The sequence below is a fragment of the Streptomyces prunicolor NBRC 13075 genome (assembly GCF_000367365.1).
In the GTDB taxonomy this organism is placed as follows: Bacteria; Actinomycetota; Actinomycetes; order Streptomycetales; family Streptomycetaceae; genus Streptomyces; species Streptomyces prunicolor.
The window spans coordinates 337,562-357,352 of record NZ_BARF01000025.1 but is presented as its reverse complement, the minus strand read 5'-3'; the positions used below and the strand labels follow the sequence as shown (position 1 = coordinate 357,352).

The following is a 19,791-nucleotide window of genomic DNA, read 5'->3' as shown; positions in this document are numbered from 1 at the left end:
CTTCCGCGGCGGAATATCGGCGCCCTACCTGGTGGTAACCGGCGGTAAACGCAGGCGTGAAGACCACGAATACACGGGTCTTTGTCGACAACGTAGTCAAGGGATCTGTCCACGAGCCTGTCAACGATCCTGTGGACGAAGGGAGTTGACGGAAAGTCAGCGCAACCCGAAGCCCTCCGACCAGCCCGCGATCTCGCCGACGGTCGCGTTGCCCCCGCAGACCACCAGGCCGAGCCGGGCGCCGTCGCCGACCCGCTCCAGCACCTGCCGGGCGGCGGGCAGCAGACAGCCCGCGGCGGGCTCGGTCCACACCTTGGCGTGCTCGGCGAGGTCGAGACAACCCCGTACGGCCTCCCGGTCGGGGACGGTCAGCACCTCGGTGACGAGGGCCGACACATGGTCGTACGTCAGCTGCGACACGGCCGGCGCGCTGAGCGTCGTCACGATCGACGAGGGCGTGACCGGTACCGGGCCGCCCGCCGCGAGCGCCGCTGACATGGCCTCGGCACCCTCGGTCTCCACACCCCAGACCCGGATTCCGGGCCGCCGGGCGTGCAGGGCGGCGGCGACACCGGCGATCAGGCCACCGCCGCCGATGCTGACCAGGACATCGGTGAGTTCACCGGCGTCCTCCGCGAACTCCAGCCCCACGGTGCCCTGTCCGGCGATCACCACCGGGTCGTCGAACGGGTGGACCAGGGTCAGCCCCTCGTCCCGCAACCGGTTCACCAGCGCGAACGCGCTCGGCATGTCGTCCGTCAGCCGCAGTGACGCGCCCGCCGCCTCCACCAGCGCGACGGACCGCGCCGGCGCCGAACGCGGCATGACCACCGTCGCCTTCACATCGAGCGCCGCCGCCATGACCGCGAGCGCGATCCCGTGATTGCCGCCGCTGACCGCGACCACCCCGGCCGCCAACTCGGTCTCGCCGAGCGACAGCAGCTTCGCCGTCGCCCCGCGCGCCTTGAAGGAACCCGTGCGCTGCAACAGCTCCAGCTTCGTCGTGACCGGCGCGCCGAGCAGCTCGGAGAGCCCGAAGCTCCGCAGGGTCGGGGTGCGTACGACGTGTCCGGCGATCCGCTCGGCGGCGGCTTCGATCTCCGAGATGCCGATCAAGGCAGTCATCCTTCCGGCACGGGGACAGGTGACCCGTGCCGGTTAGACCCTGACTCGGAAAGGACGCGCAGGTCAACACGTTTCAGAGATCGCGGCGCACCAGGAACTCCAGCAGGGACCGCAGGTCGTCCGCGGGCCCGGCAGCCAGCGGCACACCGGCGAGAGCCGTCTCCACGGCGCCGATGTGCCGACGGGCCTCCGCCAGCGCCGCCGCACGACCACCCGCCTCCTCGATCAGCGCTGCCGCTACGGCGGGTTCGGTGCCCGACTCCAGGAGCGCGGCGAGGCGTTGGGCGCCGGGGGCGGAGAGCGCGGCCAGGACCGGGAAGGTCTTCTTGCGCTCCCGCAGATCTCCGTGCACGGGCTTGCCGGTCACCGCCGGGTCGCCCCAGATCCCCAGGATGTCGTCGACCAGTTGGAAGGCGATGCCGAGATGCCGTCCGGCCCGGTCGAGCGCGGCGACCGTCGTCGGGGGCGCTCCGCCGAGCACGGCACCGACCGCGACCGCGCAGCCGAGCAGCGCGCCCGTCTTGCCCTCGGCCATCGCCCGGTACTCGTCCGGGCGGACCCGCTCCGGCCCCGTCCAGGGGCGCGCGGCGAACAGCAGGTCGTCCGCCTGCCCGTGCACCAGGTCGCCGAGCGCCGTGGACAGCAGACGCAGCCCGCCCGCTCCACCCGGGGCCGCGGCGAGCGTCTCGACGGCCAGCGCGAACAGGGCGTCGCCCGCGAGGACGGCCGGTCCCGTGCCGTAGGCCTTCCAGACCGTGGGGCGGCGGCGCCGGGTCGGGTCGCCGTCCATGATGTCGTCGTGCAACAGCGAGAAGGTGTGCACCAGTTCCACCGCCACTGCCGCGGCGACCCCGGCCCGCCCGGGCGCTCCGGCCGCCTCCGCGCCGAGCACGGCGAGGGTCTGCCGTACGCCCTTGCCGCCCGGCGCGGCGACGGGAGCGCCGCCCACCTCGCACCAGCCGAACGAGTAGGCCGCCATCTCACCCATCCACGGATGCAGCCGCCCGACGGCCTCCGTGAGCGCGGGGCGCACCAAGTCCCGGCAGCGGGACAGGACGTGAGGCACGGACGGTGCCGCTACGGTCGAGGAGCGCGCCGTCACCGTACGGCCTCCGCCGTGCCGCCGACGCCCAGCTCGTCCTGCGCCCGCGCCACCATCTCCCGCGCGTGTCGCAGGCCTATCCGTTCCAACGTCCTTGCCAGTTCGGCGAGTTCGGCCGCCGTCTCGGTGCGGTCGCGGCCCAGCCGGGCCAGGGACTTGGCCAGGCCAAGCCGGGAGAGGGCCTCGCCACGCGGCTCGCTCATCGCGCGGAACTCGGCGAGTGCCTGCTCGTAGAGGTCCCGCGCCTCGGCATAACGCCCGGCGCGGTAAAGGACGTTGCCGCGCATCTTGTGGTTGTAGGCGAGCGCGCTGGACAACGTCATCGCACGGCAGCTCTCCTCCGCCTCGGACAGCAGGCCGAGCGCCCGCTCGGTGTCCCGGTCGCGCACGGAGACGATGTCGGCGAGTCCGCGCAGCGCCCAGGCATGCCCGCGCCTGTCGTCGGCGCCCGCCGCGATCTCGGCCGCCTCCTCGAACATCGCGAACGCCGTGTCGTAGGAACCCCTGTTGCGATGGATCTGCGCGATGCCCTCCAGCGCCCACACCGTGTGCCGGGCCTCGCCGCGTTTGCGGGCCTCGGCGAGGAGTTGTTCATGCAGGCGTGCCACGGCCTCGTAGTCGCCCTGGATGCGGCCGGTCTCGGCGAGGCCCGCCAGCGAGTAGCCCCGTACGACGATGTCGCCGCCGCGCTCGCCGAGTTCGGCCGCGAGCCCCAACAGCCGCCAGGCCAGCGGGAACGCGCCGCGCTGCCGGGCCAGGGTGCCGCCGCTCCACATCGCCCAGGCCATCGCGGCCGTGTCCCCGGCGTCGCGGGCCGCGCGGTAACTCGCCTTCCACGCCCGGTCCGCCTCCCGCACCTGTCCGAGCCGCCGGTGCGCCTCGGCGACCGCGAGCCCCGAGCGGGCCGCCTCGCCGCGCTGCCCGGACCGCTCGGCCGCCGCCAACTGCTCGGTGCCGGCGGCCAGTACGTCGACCAGTGAGGAGTTCACGGACAGGGTGGTGAGGGCTCCCTGGTACTCCGGAGCGAATGCCTTGCCGTACATCGATGCCTTCCGGTCCATATGCACGACATGTAGACACTGTGTGTATACATAATGGGTATACGCTGCATGTATACATGTCGTGTATAGAGCGTTGAAAATGAGCCCCGGCCGTGGGGGCCAGGGCGTCATCTGCTGATGTGGATCAAGACGTCGATGTGTACGGCGAGGTTGCCTCTGAGGTGTAGATCACTCGCCGTGACCTCAGTGCTGCTGAGCCTTCTGCGGGGTCTCCTCGCTCGGTCGTACGACGACGAACCCCTCGCCCTGGAGCATGAGTTGGACGGCCTCGCCCGAACCGCCGCGCAGCATCGAGCCGATGGACTGCGAACGGTGCAGCGAGGTCTGGAGGTGGGCCGACCAGCCGACCACCGCGTCCGTGTCGACGAACACCGGGTACTGCGGCGAGACCGGTATGACCAGAGGGTTGCCCTCGCAGACCAGACCCAGCTTGCCCTGCCCGGTGAAGACGCTGTTGAAGAGACCGCCGCCCGCGATGCCGGAGCCCTTCACCGTCTTGATCGCGTACGACAACGAGGCGTCGAAACACAGCACGTTGCGGCCGTTGACGGTGAACTCGTCACCGGGGTCGATCTCGACCACGAAACAGTTCTGCGCCTCGTGCGCGAACCACGCCTCGCCCTGTCCGCGCACCACCATCAGCGGCAGACCCTCACCGGTGACCGCGCGCTTGAGCATGCCGCCCACGCCCTGGCCCTTGCGCTCGAACTGGAGATTGCCGCGGTAGGCGATCATCGCCCCCTGGCGGGCGAGCATCTCGCCGTTGACCGCGTACCTGATGCACTTGGCATTCTCGACGGTCATGCCCGGCGCGGTGGCCGGCTGCACCATGTGCTCACTGGAAAACAGATCACCCTTCATGCGGGCATCCTGACCCGGAAGATCTCATTCCGCCAAGATCGTGGAGGGGGTGACTCTCCCCGGCGGTCAGGCGCCGAAGAGTTGCGTCCAGTACGTCCCCATCTGTCCACCGCCCGCGAAGCCGATGCCTATGTGGGTGAAGTCCGGCTTGAGGATGTTGGCGCGATGGCCGGGGCTGTTCATCCAGCCCTCGACGACCTCGGCGGGCGTTCGCTGACCGCACGCGATGTTCTCGCCGATCGTGCGTCTGCGCGCACCCGCGGCGGCGGCCCGGTCCCAGGGCTGCGAGCCGTCGGGCGAGGTGTGCGAGTAGAAGGCGCGGGCCACCATGTCGGTGCTGTGCGCCTGCGCGGCGGCGGCCAGCAGCGGGTCTACGGCGAGTGCGCGCAGCCCGGCCCTGGCGCGCTCCGCGTTGGTCGACTCGACGACCCTGTCCGCCGTTCGGGCCAGGTTGCCCGCGGTGAGCGGCCTTGCCCACAACCCCGTCCAGTAGATGTCACCGGAGCGGCGATCGACGGCCTGCGCGAGACCCGCGTGCGTGAAGACCCGCTCCAGCAGCGTCCGGCGGGCGCGTTCGGTGCGCAGGCAGTAGTCGACGAACTCGGCGGGGGTGCGCAGGCCGGAGACCAGGTGCTCGCCGACGGTGAGGTAGGCGTAACCGGCGTGGATCACCCGCTGGTACACGGACGTGCCGTCTCGGCTCTCGGCGCTGAGGTGTCCGGCGGCGGCCATGGCGGAGGCGTGCGCTTGTGCCGCGGCGGTGAGTCGGGGATCGAGGGAGACGGGCGGTGAACCGGAGCCGGCGCGGGCCGAGTTGGCGAGGGCGAGGAAGCCGGTGGGGTCGGTGTGGTTGGTGGGGGCGGTGGCCGGGGAGGCGCCCCGTGTCGGGCGTGGCGTGGCGGCGCCCGCACCTCCCGCGCCGGCCCCTCCGGCTCGCGCTCCCGCCCCTCGTGCCGCCGCGGGAGTCGCGTCCTCGGCGATGTCCACGCCGAAGTCCCGCGCGATCCCCGCGAGTCCGTCGGCGTACCCCTGCCCCAGTGCGCGCAGCTTCCAGCCGGTGCCGCGTCGGTACAGCTCGGCGAGGAGCAGGACGGTCTCCCGCCGGGGGCGTGGTGGGGTGAAGCGGGTGAGGGGTCGGCCGCCGGTGTCGGTCACATGGAGGGTGGGGCCGGGCAGGCGGCCCAAGGGGGTGCCGGGCTCGGCCGGACTGATGACGACGGTGACCCGCGCGGCGCCGGTGCGCAGGCGGGCCGGGTCGATGGCCAGGGTGCCGTCCCGCAGCCGTGCTCCGGGCGCCCTCGGCTGGTTGTAGAACACGAAGTCCGCGTCGCCGCCGACCTTGCCGCTCTCGTCCGTGATCAGCGCCGACATGTCGAAGGGGCCGGGCACCCGCAGGGTCAGGGCGCCGCCCGGAAGGGGCAGATTGCCGCCCGGCACCAGCTCGTTCATGGCACCGCCCTCGCTGATCGTGCCCGGTGGGGGACTTCCCCAGGGGACTTCCCCGGTGGGGGACTTCGTCCTCCACTCAACGTCCCGTCGGCGCGCGAGGGTTCCCGCAGGACGCGGTGGGGGCCGGAGCGAGGGCGGGGAGGGCCGGAGAGCGAGGCTGCCCGACCTCGCCCCCGACCCCACCCGCGCACCGCGTCCTCAGTCCCGTGCGACCCCCGGCGCGATGTCCTCGTAGGCCACATTCCGTTCGGTGACGTAGGAGCCGCGGCCGGTGAGCGGCGAGTTCTGGATCGCCTTCGTCCGCTTGCCGCAGAACGCCGACTCCAGGGTGCCCGCCATCGTGTTCAGCACCTTGCCGTTGTTGGAGGTGTTGGCCAGCGCGGTGAGGCTGCGGCGGCCGTCCTTCGAGGTGAAGGAGTAGGTGTAGAAACCCTGGACCGCGCCCGTGTGGCCGTACACGGAGACACCGCAGGACAGATCGCGGCGGCGCAGTCCGAGTCCGTACCGGGTCGTGCTGTTGACCGGGGTCCACCGCTCCATCTGCGCGAGCTGGGCGGCGGAGGTGAGCCTGCCGCCGAGCAGCGCGGAGAAGAAGGTGTTCAGGTCGCGGGTGGTGGAGATGACCGCGCCCGCGCTCTGCGCCCAGGAGACAGTCTGGTCGGTGGCGTCGACGAGCGGTGCGCCCGCGCGGTCCGGGGTGAGATAGCCGTGGGCGTACCGGCCCGGGATCTTCGTGGCCGGGTGGACGTAGAAGGTGTCGCGCAGCTTGAGCGGCTCGATGACGCGCTTCCGGTACTCGGTTCCGACGGAGTGGCCCGTCAGCTTCTCGATGAGCATCCCGGCGACCACGAAGTTGGTGTTCGAGTACGAGTAGGCGGCGCCCGGCGCGTTGGTGCGCGCGTGCCGGAGCGACAGCTGCACCAACTGCCGGTAGGTGAAGACCTTGTTGCGTACGGCCTCGAAGCCGGAGACCGAGCTGGCGAACATGGAGTTCGTGTAGTCGTAGAGACCGCTGCGGTGGCTCAGTACGTGGCGCACGGTGATCCGTTTGTCGGGGAGCAGGCCCGGCAGGTAGCGGTCGACCGAGGCGTCCAGGTTCAGCTTGTGGGCATCGACGAGTTGCAGCAGGACGACGGCCGAGAACGACTTGGTGATGCTGCCGATGCGGAAGCGGTCGGCGTTGCCGATGGCCCGGCGTGTCGTGCGGTCGTCGATGCCCGCGGCGGCCGTGCGGACGGTGCCGTGGTCGTCGATGCGGGCGATCGCACCCGGTGCGCCCTGTGCCGTGAGCGTGCGCAGCACGGCACGGAGGCCTGCCATGTCGGGGGCGGGAAGTGCGGCCGTGTTCGGGGCCGGAAGCGGTGCAGTGCTGCTGGTTCTCGTGGTGTCCGACTCGTGGGTCGCGGCATGTGCCGGTACCGCCGTGAGCGTCAGCAGGGCCACCGCCGACGCCGTGGCCCTGCGCACCGTTCTTGAGACCATCCGGTTCTCTCCCGTTTTTCTCTGTTTGCGAGATCGATCACAGTCGGGCGAGGCAACCTTCTCGCGCCCCGTCACATCTCCACAGCTGAAGCACAGTTGGTCATTCGCTGATCACTGAGCGATGCGGATGCGCAAAGTATTGCCATGAAAGGCTCGAAAACCGTTCATTTCGGCTTTACATGTACATGGTGGATGCGTGAGGGTTTCGGTCCGGGGCCCGACCAGCCCCCTGGGTGCGGTGCGTTCAACCGTGTCCTGTCTCAAGGCGGTTGGTGATCCCGGCCGCTTTCGTACGGAGGAGCCCTCATCCATGCGTGGACCCCACATACGCGGCCTGGCGATCGCCGTCGCGGTGACGACGGCCGCCACGGGGCTGGCCGGAACGGCCTACGCGGGACCGGCCACGGGGACGGATCGCGCGGAGACGTCGACCGGCACCGGTACTACGGCCGCGTCCGTCGTCACGGCCGCGCGTGCCGCCGCGTTCGCGCACGCGTCGGCGACCGGTGTCACGCGGGGCGATGAACTCCGGGCCCAGGACGTGCTGATCGACCCCGAGGGCGCCCGGCATGTGCGCTTCATACGCACGCACCAGGGCATGCCGGTCCTCGGCGGCGACCTCGTCGTCCATCTGTCCCACGGCCTGGCCTACACCGGCGTCACCCGGGCGGCCGAGCAGAGCGTCAGGCCCGCCACCACGCGGCCCGAGCTGACGGCAGGTCAGGCCGAGACGAAGGCCGCCGCCGTCGCCAAGGGTGACGCGGGCACCGCCGAACTCGTGGTGGACGCCCGGGACGGGGGAGCCGCCCTCGCCTACCGGATACCCGTCAGCGACAGCACCACCGCCGAAGCCGCCGGCACCCGGACCGTCGTCATCGACGCCGTCACCGGCAAGGTCCGCAGCAACACCCCCGACCGCGACGAGTTCCTCTCGCCCAAACTGCTCGACACCCTGCGCGAGCGCGGCGAGACCCTGGACCCCGCCACCGGCGTGGTCGTACAGCCGAATTCCCGCACCGGAGTCGCCGCCGCGACGCGCGCGGTCCACTACCCGGTCACCGCCTCGGGCACCGGCACCTCCCTCTTCGTCGGCAAGGTGCCGCTGACCACCACCCGCACGGCACGCACCAGTTACCTCCTCAAGGACCCGACCCGCTGGGGCACCGAGACCCGCGACGCCAAGGGGAAGGAACTGGAGAACTTCGCGCAGGGCAAGAAGTTCACGACCACAAATGACAAGTGGGGCAACGGCGCCGTCTCGCACCGCGACAGCGCCGCCGTCGACGCCCAGTACGGCATCACCAAGACCCTGGACTTCTACAAGAAGACCTTCGGCCGCAAGGGCATAGCGAACAACGGCAAGGCCGCTCGCGGCATGGTCCACTTCGGCAACAAGGTGGCCAACGCGTTCTGGGACTCGACCTGCGGCTGCATGCTCTACGGCGACGGCGACGGGGACATGTTCAAGAAGCCGCTCGTCGTCCTCGACGTGACGGGACATGAGCTGACCCACGGCGTCGTGGACGCCACGGCCAAGCTGGAGCCCAACCGTGTCGACGCGGACGGCAACCAGTACGGCGAGCCGGGCTCCCTGAACGAGTCCCTCGCGGACATCTTCGGCTCGAACGTCGAGTTCAGCGCCAACAACGCCAAGAACCCGCCGAACTACCTGATCGGCGAGAAGCTCGGCCTCGCCCAGAAGTTCCTGCGGCGCCTCGACCACCCCTCCCTCGACAAGCTGGAGGGCACGATCGACTACTGGTCGCCGCAGACCTACGACGCCGAGGTGCACTCCGGCTCCGGAGTCTCCTCGCACGCCTACTACCTCCTCGCGGAGGGCAGCGGCCGCAAGACGATCGGCGGCTTCGCCTACGACTCGCCCACCTACGACGGCTCGACCGTCACCGGCATCGGCCGCACCAAGGCCACGGCGATCTTCTACCGCGCGCTCACCCGCTACATGGTGTCCACCACCGACTTCCACGACGCGCGCCTCGCGACCCTGAAGGCCGCGGCGGACCTCTACGGCGCGAACAGCGCGGCGTACAAGACCGTCGACAAGGCCTGGGCCGCCGTGAACGTCACGGTCGTCAACACCCCTGCCGCCAGGCACTGATGAGCCTCCGGGTGCCCTGCCACGAGCGGGGCACCCGGACGCGTCCGGGCCTCAGATCCACTGCTTCTCGACCTCCTCGGACACGGTGAACTCGGCCTCGCAGGAAGGGCAACTGGCCTTCCCGAACACATACGTCAACGCCCGCGCCACCTCCGCCTGCCCGAACTCGACCGCCTCGCCGTGCAGGCGCGCACCGATGCCGTCGAGCCGATCGGGCGCGGCCGGTACGAGCTCCGTCCGCCCCTCCGTGTCCACCTCCTTCTCCTTGCCCGTGCCGGTCACGTAGTCACCGGCCGAGGTGAAGACGCCGTACGAGCCGAACGCGACGAACAGGCCCTCCTCGCACTCGGGGCACTCCAGGTCGTACTCCTCGGCATTGATCCGCTCCAGCGCCTCGGCCCACACCCCGTCGCCGCCCTCGAAGGCGAGCACGGCCATCTGGAGGTACACGAAGGTGTGCGCGTCCTGTCCCGGATCGGCGCGCAACACCCGGGCCACGTCCAGCAGTTGGCCTATCTCGCGTGCGTACCGCGCACGGCACTCCTCGTCCGGGTCCGTGGTGATCAGCCCGGCCATGGTGACCGCCTGTATCGTCCCGCCCGGCGCCCGGCCCAGCGCGATGTCGGTGAGCACGGGCAGCGCCGCCCAGCTCGCGTCGTACACCGAGCCCTGGTGGCACAGCGAGCCCCACAACTCCTGCCACACGGCCTCGTCCTCGGCGCCACCGAGGCGCGCGAACAGGCCCGGGATGTCCTCGGCGCTGCCGTAGGCGTGGGTCAGCTCTGACCAGTCGATCGTCGTCATACGGCGATTGTGCCGCCCGGCACTGACAACGAGGCCTCGGCAGGCATCAACTCCGCTCAGGCGACTCACAACTTGCCTTCGACAAATCCTGCTTCTTTTATTGACGACGGAAAAGAAGGGATCTAGGTTCCCGCCATGCGCTCGATCTCCCGTACCGAGTCGTTCCCGGCTCATACCCCCGCCGTCTCACAGGTGTTCACGATCGTGCTGTCCCACGGCCCCCTCACCCGTCTTGAGGTGGCCCGCCGGGCGGGGCTGTCGGCGGCCGCCGTGACCAAGGCGGTCCGGCCGCTGATGGAGGCCGGATACCTGGCGGAGGGCGCCGACCAGGACGCGCCCCCGGCGCTGGGGCGGCCCGCGAACCTCGTCCGGGTCGACGGCGGGCGGGCGTTGTTCATCGGGGTCAAGGTGACCGGCGACGAGATCATCGGCGTCCTCGCCGACCTGTGCTGCCGGATCCGGGTCGCCCGCCATGTGCCGCTGACCGACCGCGACCCCAAGGCGGTGCTGTCGTCGATCGCGGACCTGGCCCAGGAACTCCGCACCGAGGCGGACGACTTGGGCGTTCAGGTGCTGGGCCTCGGGCTCGCGGTCTCCGGTGACGTGGACCGCGGCGAAGGAGTCGTCCGCTACTCGCCGTTCCTGGAGTGGCGTGACGTACGCCTGGCCGAACTGGCCGCCATGACAACGGGGTTGCCGGTCACCGTCGACAACGACGTGCGCGCGCTGACCGTCGCCGAGCAGTGGTTCGGCGCCGGCGCGGGACTCACGGGCTTCGCCGTGGTGACCGTCGGCGCGGGCATCGGCTGCGGACTGGTCGTGCACGGCCAGGTCGTCGCGGGTGCCCACGGGGTGGCCGGTGAGATCGGGCACGTGGTCGTCGACCCCGCCGGGCCGCTGTGCCACTGCGGCAACCGCGGCTGCGTCGAGGCGATCGCCGGGGACGCCGCGATCGTCGCCCGCGTCCGCGAGGTCACCGGCGTCCAAGTCGCCGACACCGCCGAGGCATTGGCCCTCGCCCACCAGGGCGACGCCGGAGCGCGCGAGGTCTACGCGCGGGCCGGTGAGGCCATCGGCCGGGGCATCGCGACCGTGGTCAACCTGTTCGGCCCCGAACGCGTGATCATCTCCGGCGAGGGCCTGGCCGCCTACGACCTGTTCGCCGAGCAGATCCGCGACTCCTTCGCCGAGGCCGCCTTCGGCTCCGCCGCCCGGTGCGACGTACACACCCGGCCCCTGCCCTTCGACGAGTGGGCGCGCGGCGCCGCGGCCACCGCGATCCAGTCCTTCATCCGATCGGACACCTAGCCGCACGCTCACACCCCACCCGCACACTCCCCGCCCCGCACACTCCTACCCGCACGAGGAGCCCGACGATGTACTCCCTCACGCCTGTCCGCGCCCTGAGAGCCATGGTGGTCCTGGCCCTCACCGCCGGCTTCGCCACCTACCTCCCCGCCGCCGAGGCGGCCACGCCCACGGCGGACACCGCCACGGCTGTCGCGGCCAAGCCCTATATGGGCTGGTCGAGTTGGAGCATGCAGTCGTCCAAGTACCCGGGCCTCAACCCGGACGGCGACTACAGCTACCTCACCGAGGCGAACGTCACCAAGCAGACCGACGCGCTCGCGAGCAAGCTGAAGAAGTACGGCTACGACCACATCAACATCGACGCCGGCTGGTGGCGCGACAACAGCTGGACGCCCGAGTACGACCAGTACGGTCGCCAGGCAGCCGATCCGAAGCGCTTCCCCAGCGGCATGAAGGCCGTCGCCGACCGCATCCACTCCAAGGGCCTCAAGGCCGGCATCTATCTGCCGGCGGGCCTGGAGAAGGAGGCCTACAACAGCGGCAAGACACCGATCTGGAACGCCGAGGGCTGTACCACCGCCGACGTCGTCCACAGCGACCTGCGCACCACCAACGGCTGGGACAGCTCGTACAAGCTCGACTTCTCCCGCCCCTGCACGCAGAAGTACATCGATTCGCAGGCCCAGTTGATCGCCGACTGGGGTTACGACTACCTCAAGCTCGACGGTGTGGGCCCGGGTTCGGGCAAGAGCGGTGATCAGTACGACAACGTTGCCGATGTGGCGGCCTGGAACAAGGCCATCACCGCCATCGGGCGCCCCATCCACCTGGAACTTTCCTGGTCCCTCGACTACGGACACGCCGCCGACTGGAAGAAGTACTCCAACGGCTGGCGCATCGACACCGACGTCGAGTGCTACTGCAACACCCTTGTCACCTGGGAGAACTCGGTCGACGACCGCTGGGACGACACCCCGGCCTGGACGAGCCTGGCAGGCCCCGGCGGCTGGAACGACCTCGACTCCCTCGACGTCGGCAACGGCGCGATGGACGGCCTGACGAAGGCGGAGCGCCAGAGCTACGCGACCCTCTGGGCCGTGGCCAAGTCCCCGCTCTTCACCGGTGACGACCTCACCAAGCTCGACGACTACGGCGTCTCCCTGCTGACCAACCGCGAGGTCATCGCCGTCGACCAGAGCGACGCACCGCCCGCGCGCCCGGTCACCCCGTCCGACGCCCAGCAGGTGTGGGCCGCGAAGAACCCCAACGGCACCTACACCGTCGCCCTGTTCAACCTCTCCGACGCCCCCGCCGCCGTCTCCGCGAACTGGACGACCCTCGGCTTCACCGGCAAGGCAGCCGTCCGTGACCTCTGGAACCACGAGGACCTCGGCACCTACACCAACAAGGTGACCCAGGCCCTGCCCGCCCACGGCTCCCGCCTCTTCACCGTCACTCCGCGCGGCAGCGCTGTCACCCTGACCGGCTACGAGGCCGAGGCCGCCACCAACACCCTCAGCGGCAACGCCAACATCGCCGACTGCTCGGCCTGCTCCGGCGGCAAGAAGGTGGGCAACCTCTACGTCGGCGGCAAGCTCACCGTCAACAACGTCGTCGCCGCCAAGGCCGGCACCTACCAGGTGAAGATCGCCTACGTCAGCGGTGACTCCCGCTCGGTGAGCGTCTCCTCGAACGGCAACGGCGCCACCAGCCACAAGTTCCCGTCCACCGGCGACTGGGGGACCGTCGGGACGGTCAGCGTGCCGGTGACCCTGAAGGCGGGCGCCAACACGATCACCTTCGACAGCGGTTCGGGCTACGCGCCGGACATCGACCGGATCGACGTGCCCAACTCCTCCTCCTGAGCCGACCTTTTCGGAGACCGCCATGTCCAGTGCACTGCCCGACCTGCCCAGACGCAATCTGCTCGCCCTCGCCGCGGCCACCGGCGCCCTCGCCGGCCTGCCCGCCTTCACCGCCTCGGCCGCACCCCAGCGACCCGCCAACACCTCGTACGACAGCGGTACTTCACCCAACACCCTGTGGTGGCAGGCGCCCGCCGGCGACACCTCGATGATCGAACAGGGCCTCCCCGTCGGCAACGGCCGGCTCGGCGCCCTCGCCAGCAACGACCCGGGCCACGAGGTCCTCCTGATCACCGACGCCACGATCTGGACCGGCGGCCTCAACGGCACCCTCGACTCCGACGGCCAATTCCCCTACGGCCGCGCGGACTTCGGGTCCCTGACCCTGCTCGCCCGGCTCACCGTGGACATCCCGGACCACGACCTGGGCGCCGTCAACGGCTACCGCCGCACCCTCGACCTCGACCGGGGCGTGGTGGGCGCCTCCTACGTCCGCTCGGGGGTGACGTACAAGCGGGAGGTCTTCTCCAGCAGCCCCGACGACGCGATCGTCCTCCACTTCTCGCAGAGCGGAGGCGGACGCTACACCGGCTCCGTCACCCTGGAGGGAACGCACGGTGAGGCCGCCGCGCTCTCCTTCGGCGCCCAGTTCGCCAACGGCCTGAAGTACGGGGCCGCCGTCACCGCGTACGGCAGCGGCGGCCAGGTCACCGTGAACGGCGCGCACATCGAGTTCTCCGGGTGCAAGGACCTCACCGTGGTGGTGAGCGGCGGCAGCAACTACGCGCCGGACGCCGCCCGCGGTTTCCGCGACCCCAAGCTCGACCCGCAGAAGCTCGCCCGCACCAAGGTCCGCGCCGCCGCCCAGCACTCGGCCGCGACCCTGCTGAGCACCCATGTCGCCGACTTCCGGGCCGCGTTCGGCACGTTCGCGCTCTCGCTCGGCACGTCGTCCGACGACCAGCGCGCGCTGGACACCTGGGAGCGGATCCAGGCCCGCCACACGAGCGGCGACCCCGACCCCGAACTCGAGGCCGCCTACGTCCAGTTCGGCCGCTACCTCATGGTCTCCGGCTCGCGCGGCAGTCTGCCGATGGGCCTCCAGGGCCTGTGGCTGGACGGCAACGACCCGGACTGGATGGGCGATTACCACACCGACATCAACATCCAGATGAACTACTGGATGGCCGACCGGGCGGGGCTGTCCTCGTCCTTCGACGCCTTCACCGACTACTGCGTCGACCAGCTGTCGTCCTGGACCGACCTCACCCACCGGCTGTTCCAGGACTCCCGCAACCGCTTCCGCAACACCAGCGGGAAGGTCGCCGGCTGGACCGTCGCCTTCTCCACCAACCCCTATGGCGGACTGGGCTGGTGGTGGCACCCGGCGGGCAACGCCTGGCTGTCCAACAGCCTCTGGGAGCACTACGAGTTCACGCACTCCCGCACCCACCTGGAGAAGATCTACCCCCTCCTCAAGGGCGCCTGCGAGTTCTGGCAGGCGCGGCTGATCACCACCACCCTCGACAACGGCAAGGAAGTACTGGTCGCGGACCACGACTGGTCGCCGGAGCAGGGTCCGCAGGACGGCAGGGGCAACACCTACGCCCAGGAAGTGGTGTGGACCCTTTTCGGCAACTACGCCGCGGCTTCCGCGGAGTTGAAGCGGGACAGCGGGTTCGCGAACACGATCTCGGGCCTGCGCAGGCGTCTGTACCTGCCCGAGGTGAGCCCGACGTCCGGCTGGCTGGAGGAGTGGATGTCGCCCGACAACCTGGGCGAGACCACCCACCGCCACCTGTCCCCGCTGATCAACCTGTTCCCCGGCGACCGCATCCGCCCCGACGGCTCCACCCCGAAGGACATCGTCGACGGCGCCACCGCCCTGCTCACCGCGCGCGGCATGAACAGCTTCGGCTGGGCCAATGCCTGGCGCAGCCTGTGCTGGGCCCGCCTCAAGAACGCCGACAACGCCTACCAGCTGGTCGTCAACAACCTCCGCCCGTCCGAGAACGGCAGCAACGGCACCGCCTTCAACCTCTTCGACATCTACGAAGTGGAACAGGGCCGCGGCATCTTCCAGATCGAGGCCAACTTCGGCACCCCGGCGGCCGTGACCGAGATGCTCCTGTACTCCCGCCCGGGCTTTCTGGAGCTCCTGCCCGCCCTCCCGGACGCCTGGGCCGAGTCCGGCTCGATCACCGGGGCCGGCGCGCGCGGCGGCTTCGTCGTCGACCTGCGCTGGAAGAACGGCAAGCCCACCGAGGCGAAGATCCGCAGCGTCGGCGGTCGCACCACGACCGTCGCCTACGGCGGCAGGACCCGCACTGTGACCGTCAAGCCCGGTGGATCCGTCACGTTGAAGGACTTCGCCCGGTGACGGGCGGACGGGCACGACTGCGCCGCACGGCCGTACTCCTCCTGCTCGCCGCCGCCTTCCAGGCCGGACCCGCACACGCGCAATCCCAGGCACCGACACAGGTGAAGGCATTGAACAACCCGAAAGACGTCATCACCTGGGGAGCGAGCGCCGACCACCTGGGCGACGGCGTCGCCGACCGCAGCTACCGCCTGATCGTGCACACCAGTGTCGCGGGCGGCGATCTGCGGATCCGGCTCTCGAACGCCTTCGGTGACCGGCCGCTGACCTTCGACGACGTCTACGCCGGTGTGCAGCGGACGGGCGCCGCGCTCGTCCCCGGCTCCAACCGGCGGCTCACCTTCGACGGCGCGAAGTCGGTCACGATCCCCGCCGGCGCGGTCGCCTACAGCGACCCGCTCCCCGGCAAGGTGCCCGCCGCGACCAACCTGGTGGTCAGCATCCACTCCCCGGACGCGGCGGGCCCGGCGACCGGCCACGGGATGGCCATGCAGACGTCGTACGCCACCCAGGGCGACCACACCGGCGAGGAGAGCGCCACCGCCTGGACCGACACCACCGGCTCCTGGTACTACCTCGACGCCGTCTCCGTACGGCCGAGCGCGGGCATCGGCGCGGTGGTCACGCTCGGGGATTCCATCACGGACGGCTGGGCGTCGACGTCGGACCTCAACCGGCGCTGGCCCGACTACCTGGCCCGGCGACTCCAGAAGTCCGACACGACCGTCAAGGGCGTGGCCAACGAAGGGATATCCGGCAACAAGGTCCTCGCCGACGGCGCCGGACAGAGCGCGCTCAACCGGCTCCAGCGTGACGTCCTGTCCCAGCCCGGCGTCCGCACGGTGTTCCTGTTCGAGGGCGTCAACGACCTCAAGGCCCACTCCGGCGTCACCGCCCAGGACCTGATCGCCGGCTACCGCGAGATCATCGACCGGGCGCACGCGGCCGGGAAGTGTGTCGTCGGCGCCACGGTCGGCCCGTTCAAGGGCTGGCCCGAATGGGACCCGGCGGCCGAGGCGGTACGCCAGGAGGTCAACCAATTCATCAGGAGCAGCGGGGAGTTGGACGCCGTCACCGACTTCGACCACATCCTCCGCAGCCCCTACGACCAGGAGAGGATGCTTCCCTTCTTCGACGGCGGCGACCATATCCACCCCAACGACAAGGGGATGGCGGCCATGGCCGACGCGGTCGACCTGAAGAGCCTCGACTGCGCGAAGTGAGTTTCAGTGAAGTGAGGTTCAGTGACGTGAGGTTCAGCCGGACGCCGTGGCCTCCGGGGTGATCAGCCCCTGCCGGTAGGCGATCGCCACCGCCTCCGTACGACTCGCGGCGCCCAGCTTCGCGAGGATGTTGGAGACGTGGACGCTCGCCGTCTTGCCGGTGATGAACAGCTCCTCGCCGATCTGGCGGTTGCTGCGCCCGAGGGCGAGCAGCCGCAGGACCTCCCGCTCGCGGGCCGTCAGCGGCGAGGGGCGGTCCCCGGCGTCCCGCGCCTGCTCGCCCAGGCGGCCACGGCGGATCAGCGCGTCCAGCCGCGCGAGCAGGGGAGCGGCACCCAGCCGGGCGGCCGTCTCCCGTGCCGCGCGGGCCTGGGCGGCCGCCTCCTCACGGCGGTCGGCCGCCAACAGGGCCTCGGCGAACCGGAATTGGCACCGCGCCCGTTCGTAGACATCGCCGTAGTCGAACGCGGTCACCGCCTTCTCCCAGGCTTCCGCGTCCGGTCCGGTGGTCGCCCTTGTCCACTCGGCCTCGGCGCGGGCCAACCAGGCCTGCCCTTCCGGCCCTTGAGGTCGGGCGTCGCCACCTGCGGCGGCCACGGACCGGGCCAGCTCGACGAGTTCCGTCGCGGTGTCCGTCCAGCGGCGCACCCCCGCCTCGTCACCGGTGAGCCGTAGCGCGGTGGCCTTGTCGGCGACCGCGGCCAGGGCGAGGGCGGCGAGCCGCACCGCGAGGTCGGGACGCCGGCCGGAGTCGTCGGTGAGTGCCGTGACCGCGGCACGCATTCGCTCCACGGCCGCCTCCGGGTCGCCCTCGAAGGTGGCGGCGTCGATGAGCGCGGTGCCCGCCACCATCGCGGCCATCCAGTCGAACGGCCCGTCCAGCAGGGCACGGGCCCGCCCTGCCGCCCCCAAGTCACCGCGCGCGAGCGCCACATACAGCGCCGGTCCCATGGTGAAACCGCCCGCGTGCGGCAGCACGTCCGCGTCGCTCTCGGCGGCCTTCACACACTCGTCCCAGCGGCCCAGCGTGTACAGAACCAGAAGCTGGAGATAGCGCATCTCCAGCGGATACGGCGACGACAGCAGCCCGGCGCGACGGGCCCGGTCCAACCCCTCGGCGAGCCAGGGCAGCGACTCCTCCAGGTCCCCGGACTCGAAACTGCCGATGGCGAGATGGAACAGAGCACGCATCTCCACGGGCGCGTGCCCGGCCTGCCGGGCCAGCTCGCGTGCCTGCGCGAGCCGCTCCCGGCCCTCCCGGGTGCGCCGGCCGCCCTTTTCGAGCGTGGCCAGCGAGATCAGCAGATCGGCCCGGGCGTCGGTCAGTTGGAGCTCCTCGGCGATACGCAGGGCCTGGCGGGCGACCCGCAGCGCGATCCCGTCCTCACCCACCTGACGTGCCGTCAGCACATGGGTGGCCGCCGCCCACACCCAGGTCCGCGAGGGCGGTTCGGCGGGGATCATCGCCAACGCCTCACTGCTGTACGCGAACGCCGCCGTGAGGCTGTCGACGCCCATGAGATTGCCGGCCAGCGTGTAGCGGACCCGGGCGGCCAGCTCGGAGTCCGTGTCCTGGCCGATCCCGGCGAGCGCGGACCGGGTGAGGGAGACCGCGCGGTGCGCGTCCCCGGCGTGCGCGGCGGCGGCCGAGGCGCGCAGGGTGAGGGTCACGCTGTCGATGCCCTCGCCCGCGGGCCGGGCGGCCGGGTCGACCGACGACCACAGATCGAGGACGGTCTCCAGCTGCCGTAGCTCCTCGGCGGGTGCGCCCACCCGCTGGGCGTGGTCGGCGGCCTCCAGGGAGGCGGCCAGCGCCTCGGCCAGGTCGTGGCTCTCGCGGTAGTGGTGGGCACGCTCCGCCGCGCTCTCGGCGGGGTGGCCGCGTGAGGCGAGGAGGCGGGCGAACGCGCCGTGCTGGCGGGAGCGCTCACCGGGGAGCAGGTCGGCGTAGACCGCCTCGCGGGCGAGGGCGTGCCGGAAGGAGTACGTGTCACCGTGCCCGGGGACCAGGAGCTGCCGCTCGACCGCCTCCCTCAGTGCCGACTCCAGCTCGTCCTCGGGGAGTCGGACCGCGTCCCGCAGCAGGTCGTACTCGACCCGGCGTCCGGCGACGGCGGCGGTGCGGAGCACCTGCTGGGCGGTGTCGGAGAGTTGCTCGAAACGGATCAGCAGGACGTCGGCCAGACCGCTCGGCACCCCGCCCGCCTCCATGTCGCTCGCCGCGAGCAACTCCTCGGCGTAGAAGGCGTTTCCCTCGGCGCGCTCGACAATCCGGCGGACCGTGCCGTCCGGCACCGGGCCCGTGCGCAGCGCGCGCACCAGCCGGGCGACCTCCGCGTCTCCCATGGGCCGCAGCTCCAGGCGCTCCACGGCGGGCAGCCGCACCAGCTCGGCCAGCAGGGGCCGTAGGGGATGGCGGCGGTGGAGGTCGTCCGCGCGGTACGACGCGAAGGCCGCGAGGCGGTGGGTGGGCGCGCCCCCCGCCGGGCGCTGGAGGATGCCGCGGCTGAGCAGGAAGCGGAGCAGGTCTCGGGAGGACTGGTCGGCCCAGTGCAGGTCCTCCAGGACCAGGAGCAGGGGCGCGATGTCGGAGAGGTCGGCGAGCAGTCCGGCGATGCCCTCGAAGAGCCGCAGCCTGCCGCCCGCGTCCCGGGCCGCGTCCGAACCGGCGCCCAGGAGACGGTCGACCGCCGGATGCGCGGCCAGCGCGGCGGCGAAGCGTTCGTCGTCGGCGAGGACACCGAGGATCTCGGTGAAGGGGAGATACGGCAGACCCACGTCACCCAGGTCGACGCAGTGCCCGGTGAGCACGGTCATCCCCGCGCCCGCCGCCCGGACCGCCACCTCGTCCAGGACCCGGGTCTTGCCGACGCCCGCGTCCCCGGCGATCAGCACCGCCCCGGCCGTACCCGCGCGGGCGCGCTCCAGCACACCGGCGAGGCGGGCGAGTTCCTCGTCCCGGCCGATGAGGGGCGCTGCTGCTACGGAGTGCGACACGTTCCCATCCTGGCA

The 19,791-nt window shown here is 71.1% G+C and carries 13 protein-coding genes; 5 read left to right on the top strand and 8 right to left on the bottom strand.

The genetic code is table 11. The features are described from left to right. Positions 1 to 156 precede the first annotated feature (156 nt). From SPR02S_RS11375 to SPR02S_RS11350, 6 genes are all read right to left on the bottom strand, one after another. Positions 157 to 1,116: a threonine/serine dehydratase family protein gene (locus tag SPR02S_RS11375; RefSeq protein ID WP_019057083.1), complete on the bottom strand. Its 960-nt coding sequence runs from the start codon at positions 1,114 to 1,116 to the stop codon at positions 157 to 159. Between the two features lie 82 nt (positions 1,117 to 1,198). Beyond that, positions 1,199 to 2,227 carry a polyprenyl synthetase family protein gene (locus SPR02S_RS11370; RefSeq protein ID WP_019057082.1) on the bottom strand — a complete coding sequence of 343 codons (1,029 nt, stop codon included), beginning with the start codon at positions 2,225 to 2,227 and terminating at the stop codon, positions 1,199 to 1,201. Then, positions 2,224 to 3,270 (bottom strand): tetratricopeptide repeat protein, encoded by a 1,047-nt coding sequence (locus SPR02S_RS11365; RefSeq protein ID WP_019057081.1) that lies wholly within the window; start codon positions 3,268 to 3,270, stop codon positions 2,224 to 2,226. The genes SPR02S_RS11370 and SPR02S_RS11365 overlap by 4 nt, the downstream gene beginning before the upstream one ends. 201 nt (positions 3,271 to 3,471) lie before the next feature. Beyond that, positions 3,472 to 4,149, bottom strand: coding sequence for an AIM24 family protein (locus SPR02S_RS11360; RefSeq protein WP_019057080.1), 678 nt, complete (start codon positions 4,147 to 4,149; stop codon positions 3,472 to 3,474). 66 nt (positions 4,150 to 4,215) lie between these two features. Continuing rightward, positions 4,216 to 5,598, bottom strand: a complete 1,383-nt coding sequence (locus tag SPR02S_RS11355; protein ID WP_019057079.1) for a CAP domain-containing protein — start codon at positions 5,596 to 5,598, stop codon at positions 4,216 to 4,218. Between the two features lie 198 nt (positions 5,599 to 5,796). After that, a complete protein-coding gene (locus SPR02S_RS11350; protein WP_019057078.1) occupies positions 5,797 to 7,080 on the bottom strand; it encodes a serine hydrolase domain-containing protein in 1,284 nt (427 codons plus the stop codon). Positions 7,081 to 7,390: 310 nt separating this feature from the next. Between SPR02S_RS11350 and SPR02S_RS11345 the strand changes: the two genes are divergently transcribed. Continuing rightward, positions 7,391 to 9,196, top strand: a complete 1,806-nt coding sequence (locus SPR02S_RS11345) for a M4 family metallopeptidase (RefSeq protein ID WP_019057077.1) — start codon at positions 7,391 to 7,393, stop codon at positions 9,194 to 9,196. A 51-nt stretch (positions 9,197 to 9,247) separates the two neighbouring features. Here SPR02S_RS11345 and SPR02S_RS55570 read toward each other — a convergent pair whose 3' ends face one another. Further along, complete coding sequence (locus SPR02S_RS55570) at positions 9,248 to 10,000, bottom strand: hypothetical protein (RefSeq protein WP_043258194.1); 753 nt, start codon at positions 9,998 to 10,000, stop codon at positions 9,248 to 9,250. A gap of 135 nt (positions 10,001 to 10,135) precedes the next feature. Here SPR02S_RS55570 and SPR02S_RS11335 point away from each other — a divergent pair, with 135 nt between their 5' ends. The 4 genes from SPR02S_RS11335 to SPR02S_RS11320 all read left to right on the top strand — a co-directional run bounded on the left by SPR02S_RS11335 (position 10,136) and on the right by SPR02S_RS11320 (position 16,779). Continuing rightward, positions 10,136 to 11,308 carry an ROK family transcriptional regulator gene (locus SPR02S_RS11335; RefSeq protein ID WP_019057076.1) on the top strand — a complete coding sequence of 391 codons (1,173 nt, stop codon included), beginning with the start codon at positions 10,136 to 10,138 and terminating at the stop codon, positions 11,306 to 11,308. Positions 11,309 to 11,376: 68 nt separating this feature from the next. Continuing rightward, positions 11,377 to 13,176 (top strand): alpha-galactosidase D, encoded by a 1,800-nt coding sequence (locus SPR02S_RS11330; protein ID WP_019057075.1) that lies wholly within the window; start codon positions 11,377 to 11,379, stop codon positions 13,174 to 13,176. Positions 13,177 to 13,198: 22 nt separating this feature from the next. Next, entirely contained in the window at positions 13,199 to 15,556 is a 2,358-nt protein-coding gene (locus SPR02S_RS11325; protein WP_019057074.1) for a glycosyl hydrolase family 95 catalytic domain-containing protein, read from the top strand. Then, positions 15,553 to 16,779: an SGNH/GDSL hydrolase family protein gene (locus SPR02S_RS11320; protein ID WP_019057073.1), complete on the top strand. Its 1,227-nt coding sequence runs from the start codon at positions 15,553 to 15,555 to the stop codon at positions 16,777 to 16,779. Before SPR02S_RS11325 ends, SPR02S_RS11320 begins: the two co-directional genes overlap by 4 nt. A 33-nt stretch (positions 16,780 to 16,812) precedes the next feature. On the opposite strand, the gene SPR02S_RS11315 is transcribed toward SPR02S_RS11320, so the two are convergent. Next, complete coding sequence (locus SPR02S_RS11315) at positions 16,813 to 19,776, bottom strand: helix-turn-helix transcriptional regulator (RefSeq protein ID WP_019057072.1); 2,964 nt, start codon at positions 19,774 to 19,776, stop codon at positions 16,813 to 16,815. Positions 19,777 to 19,791: the final 15 nt, after the last annotated feature.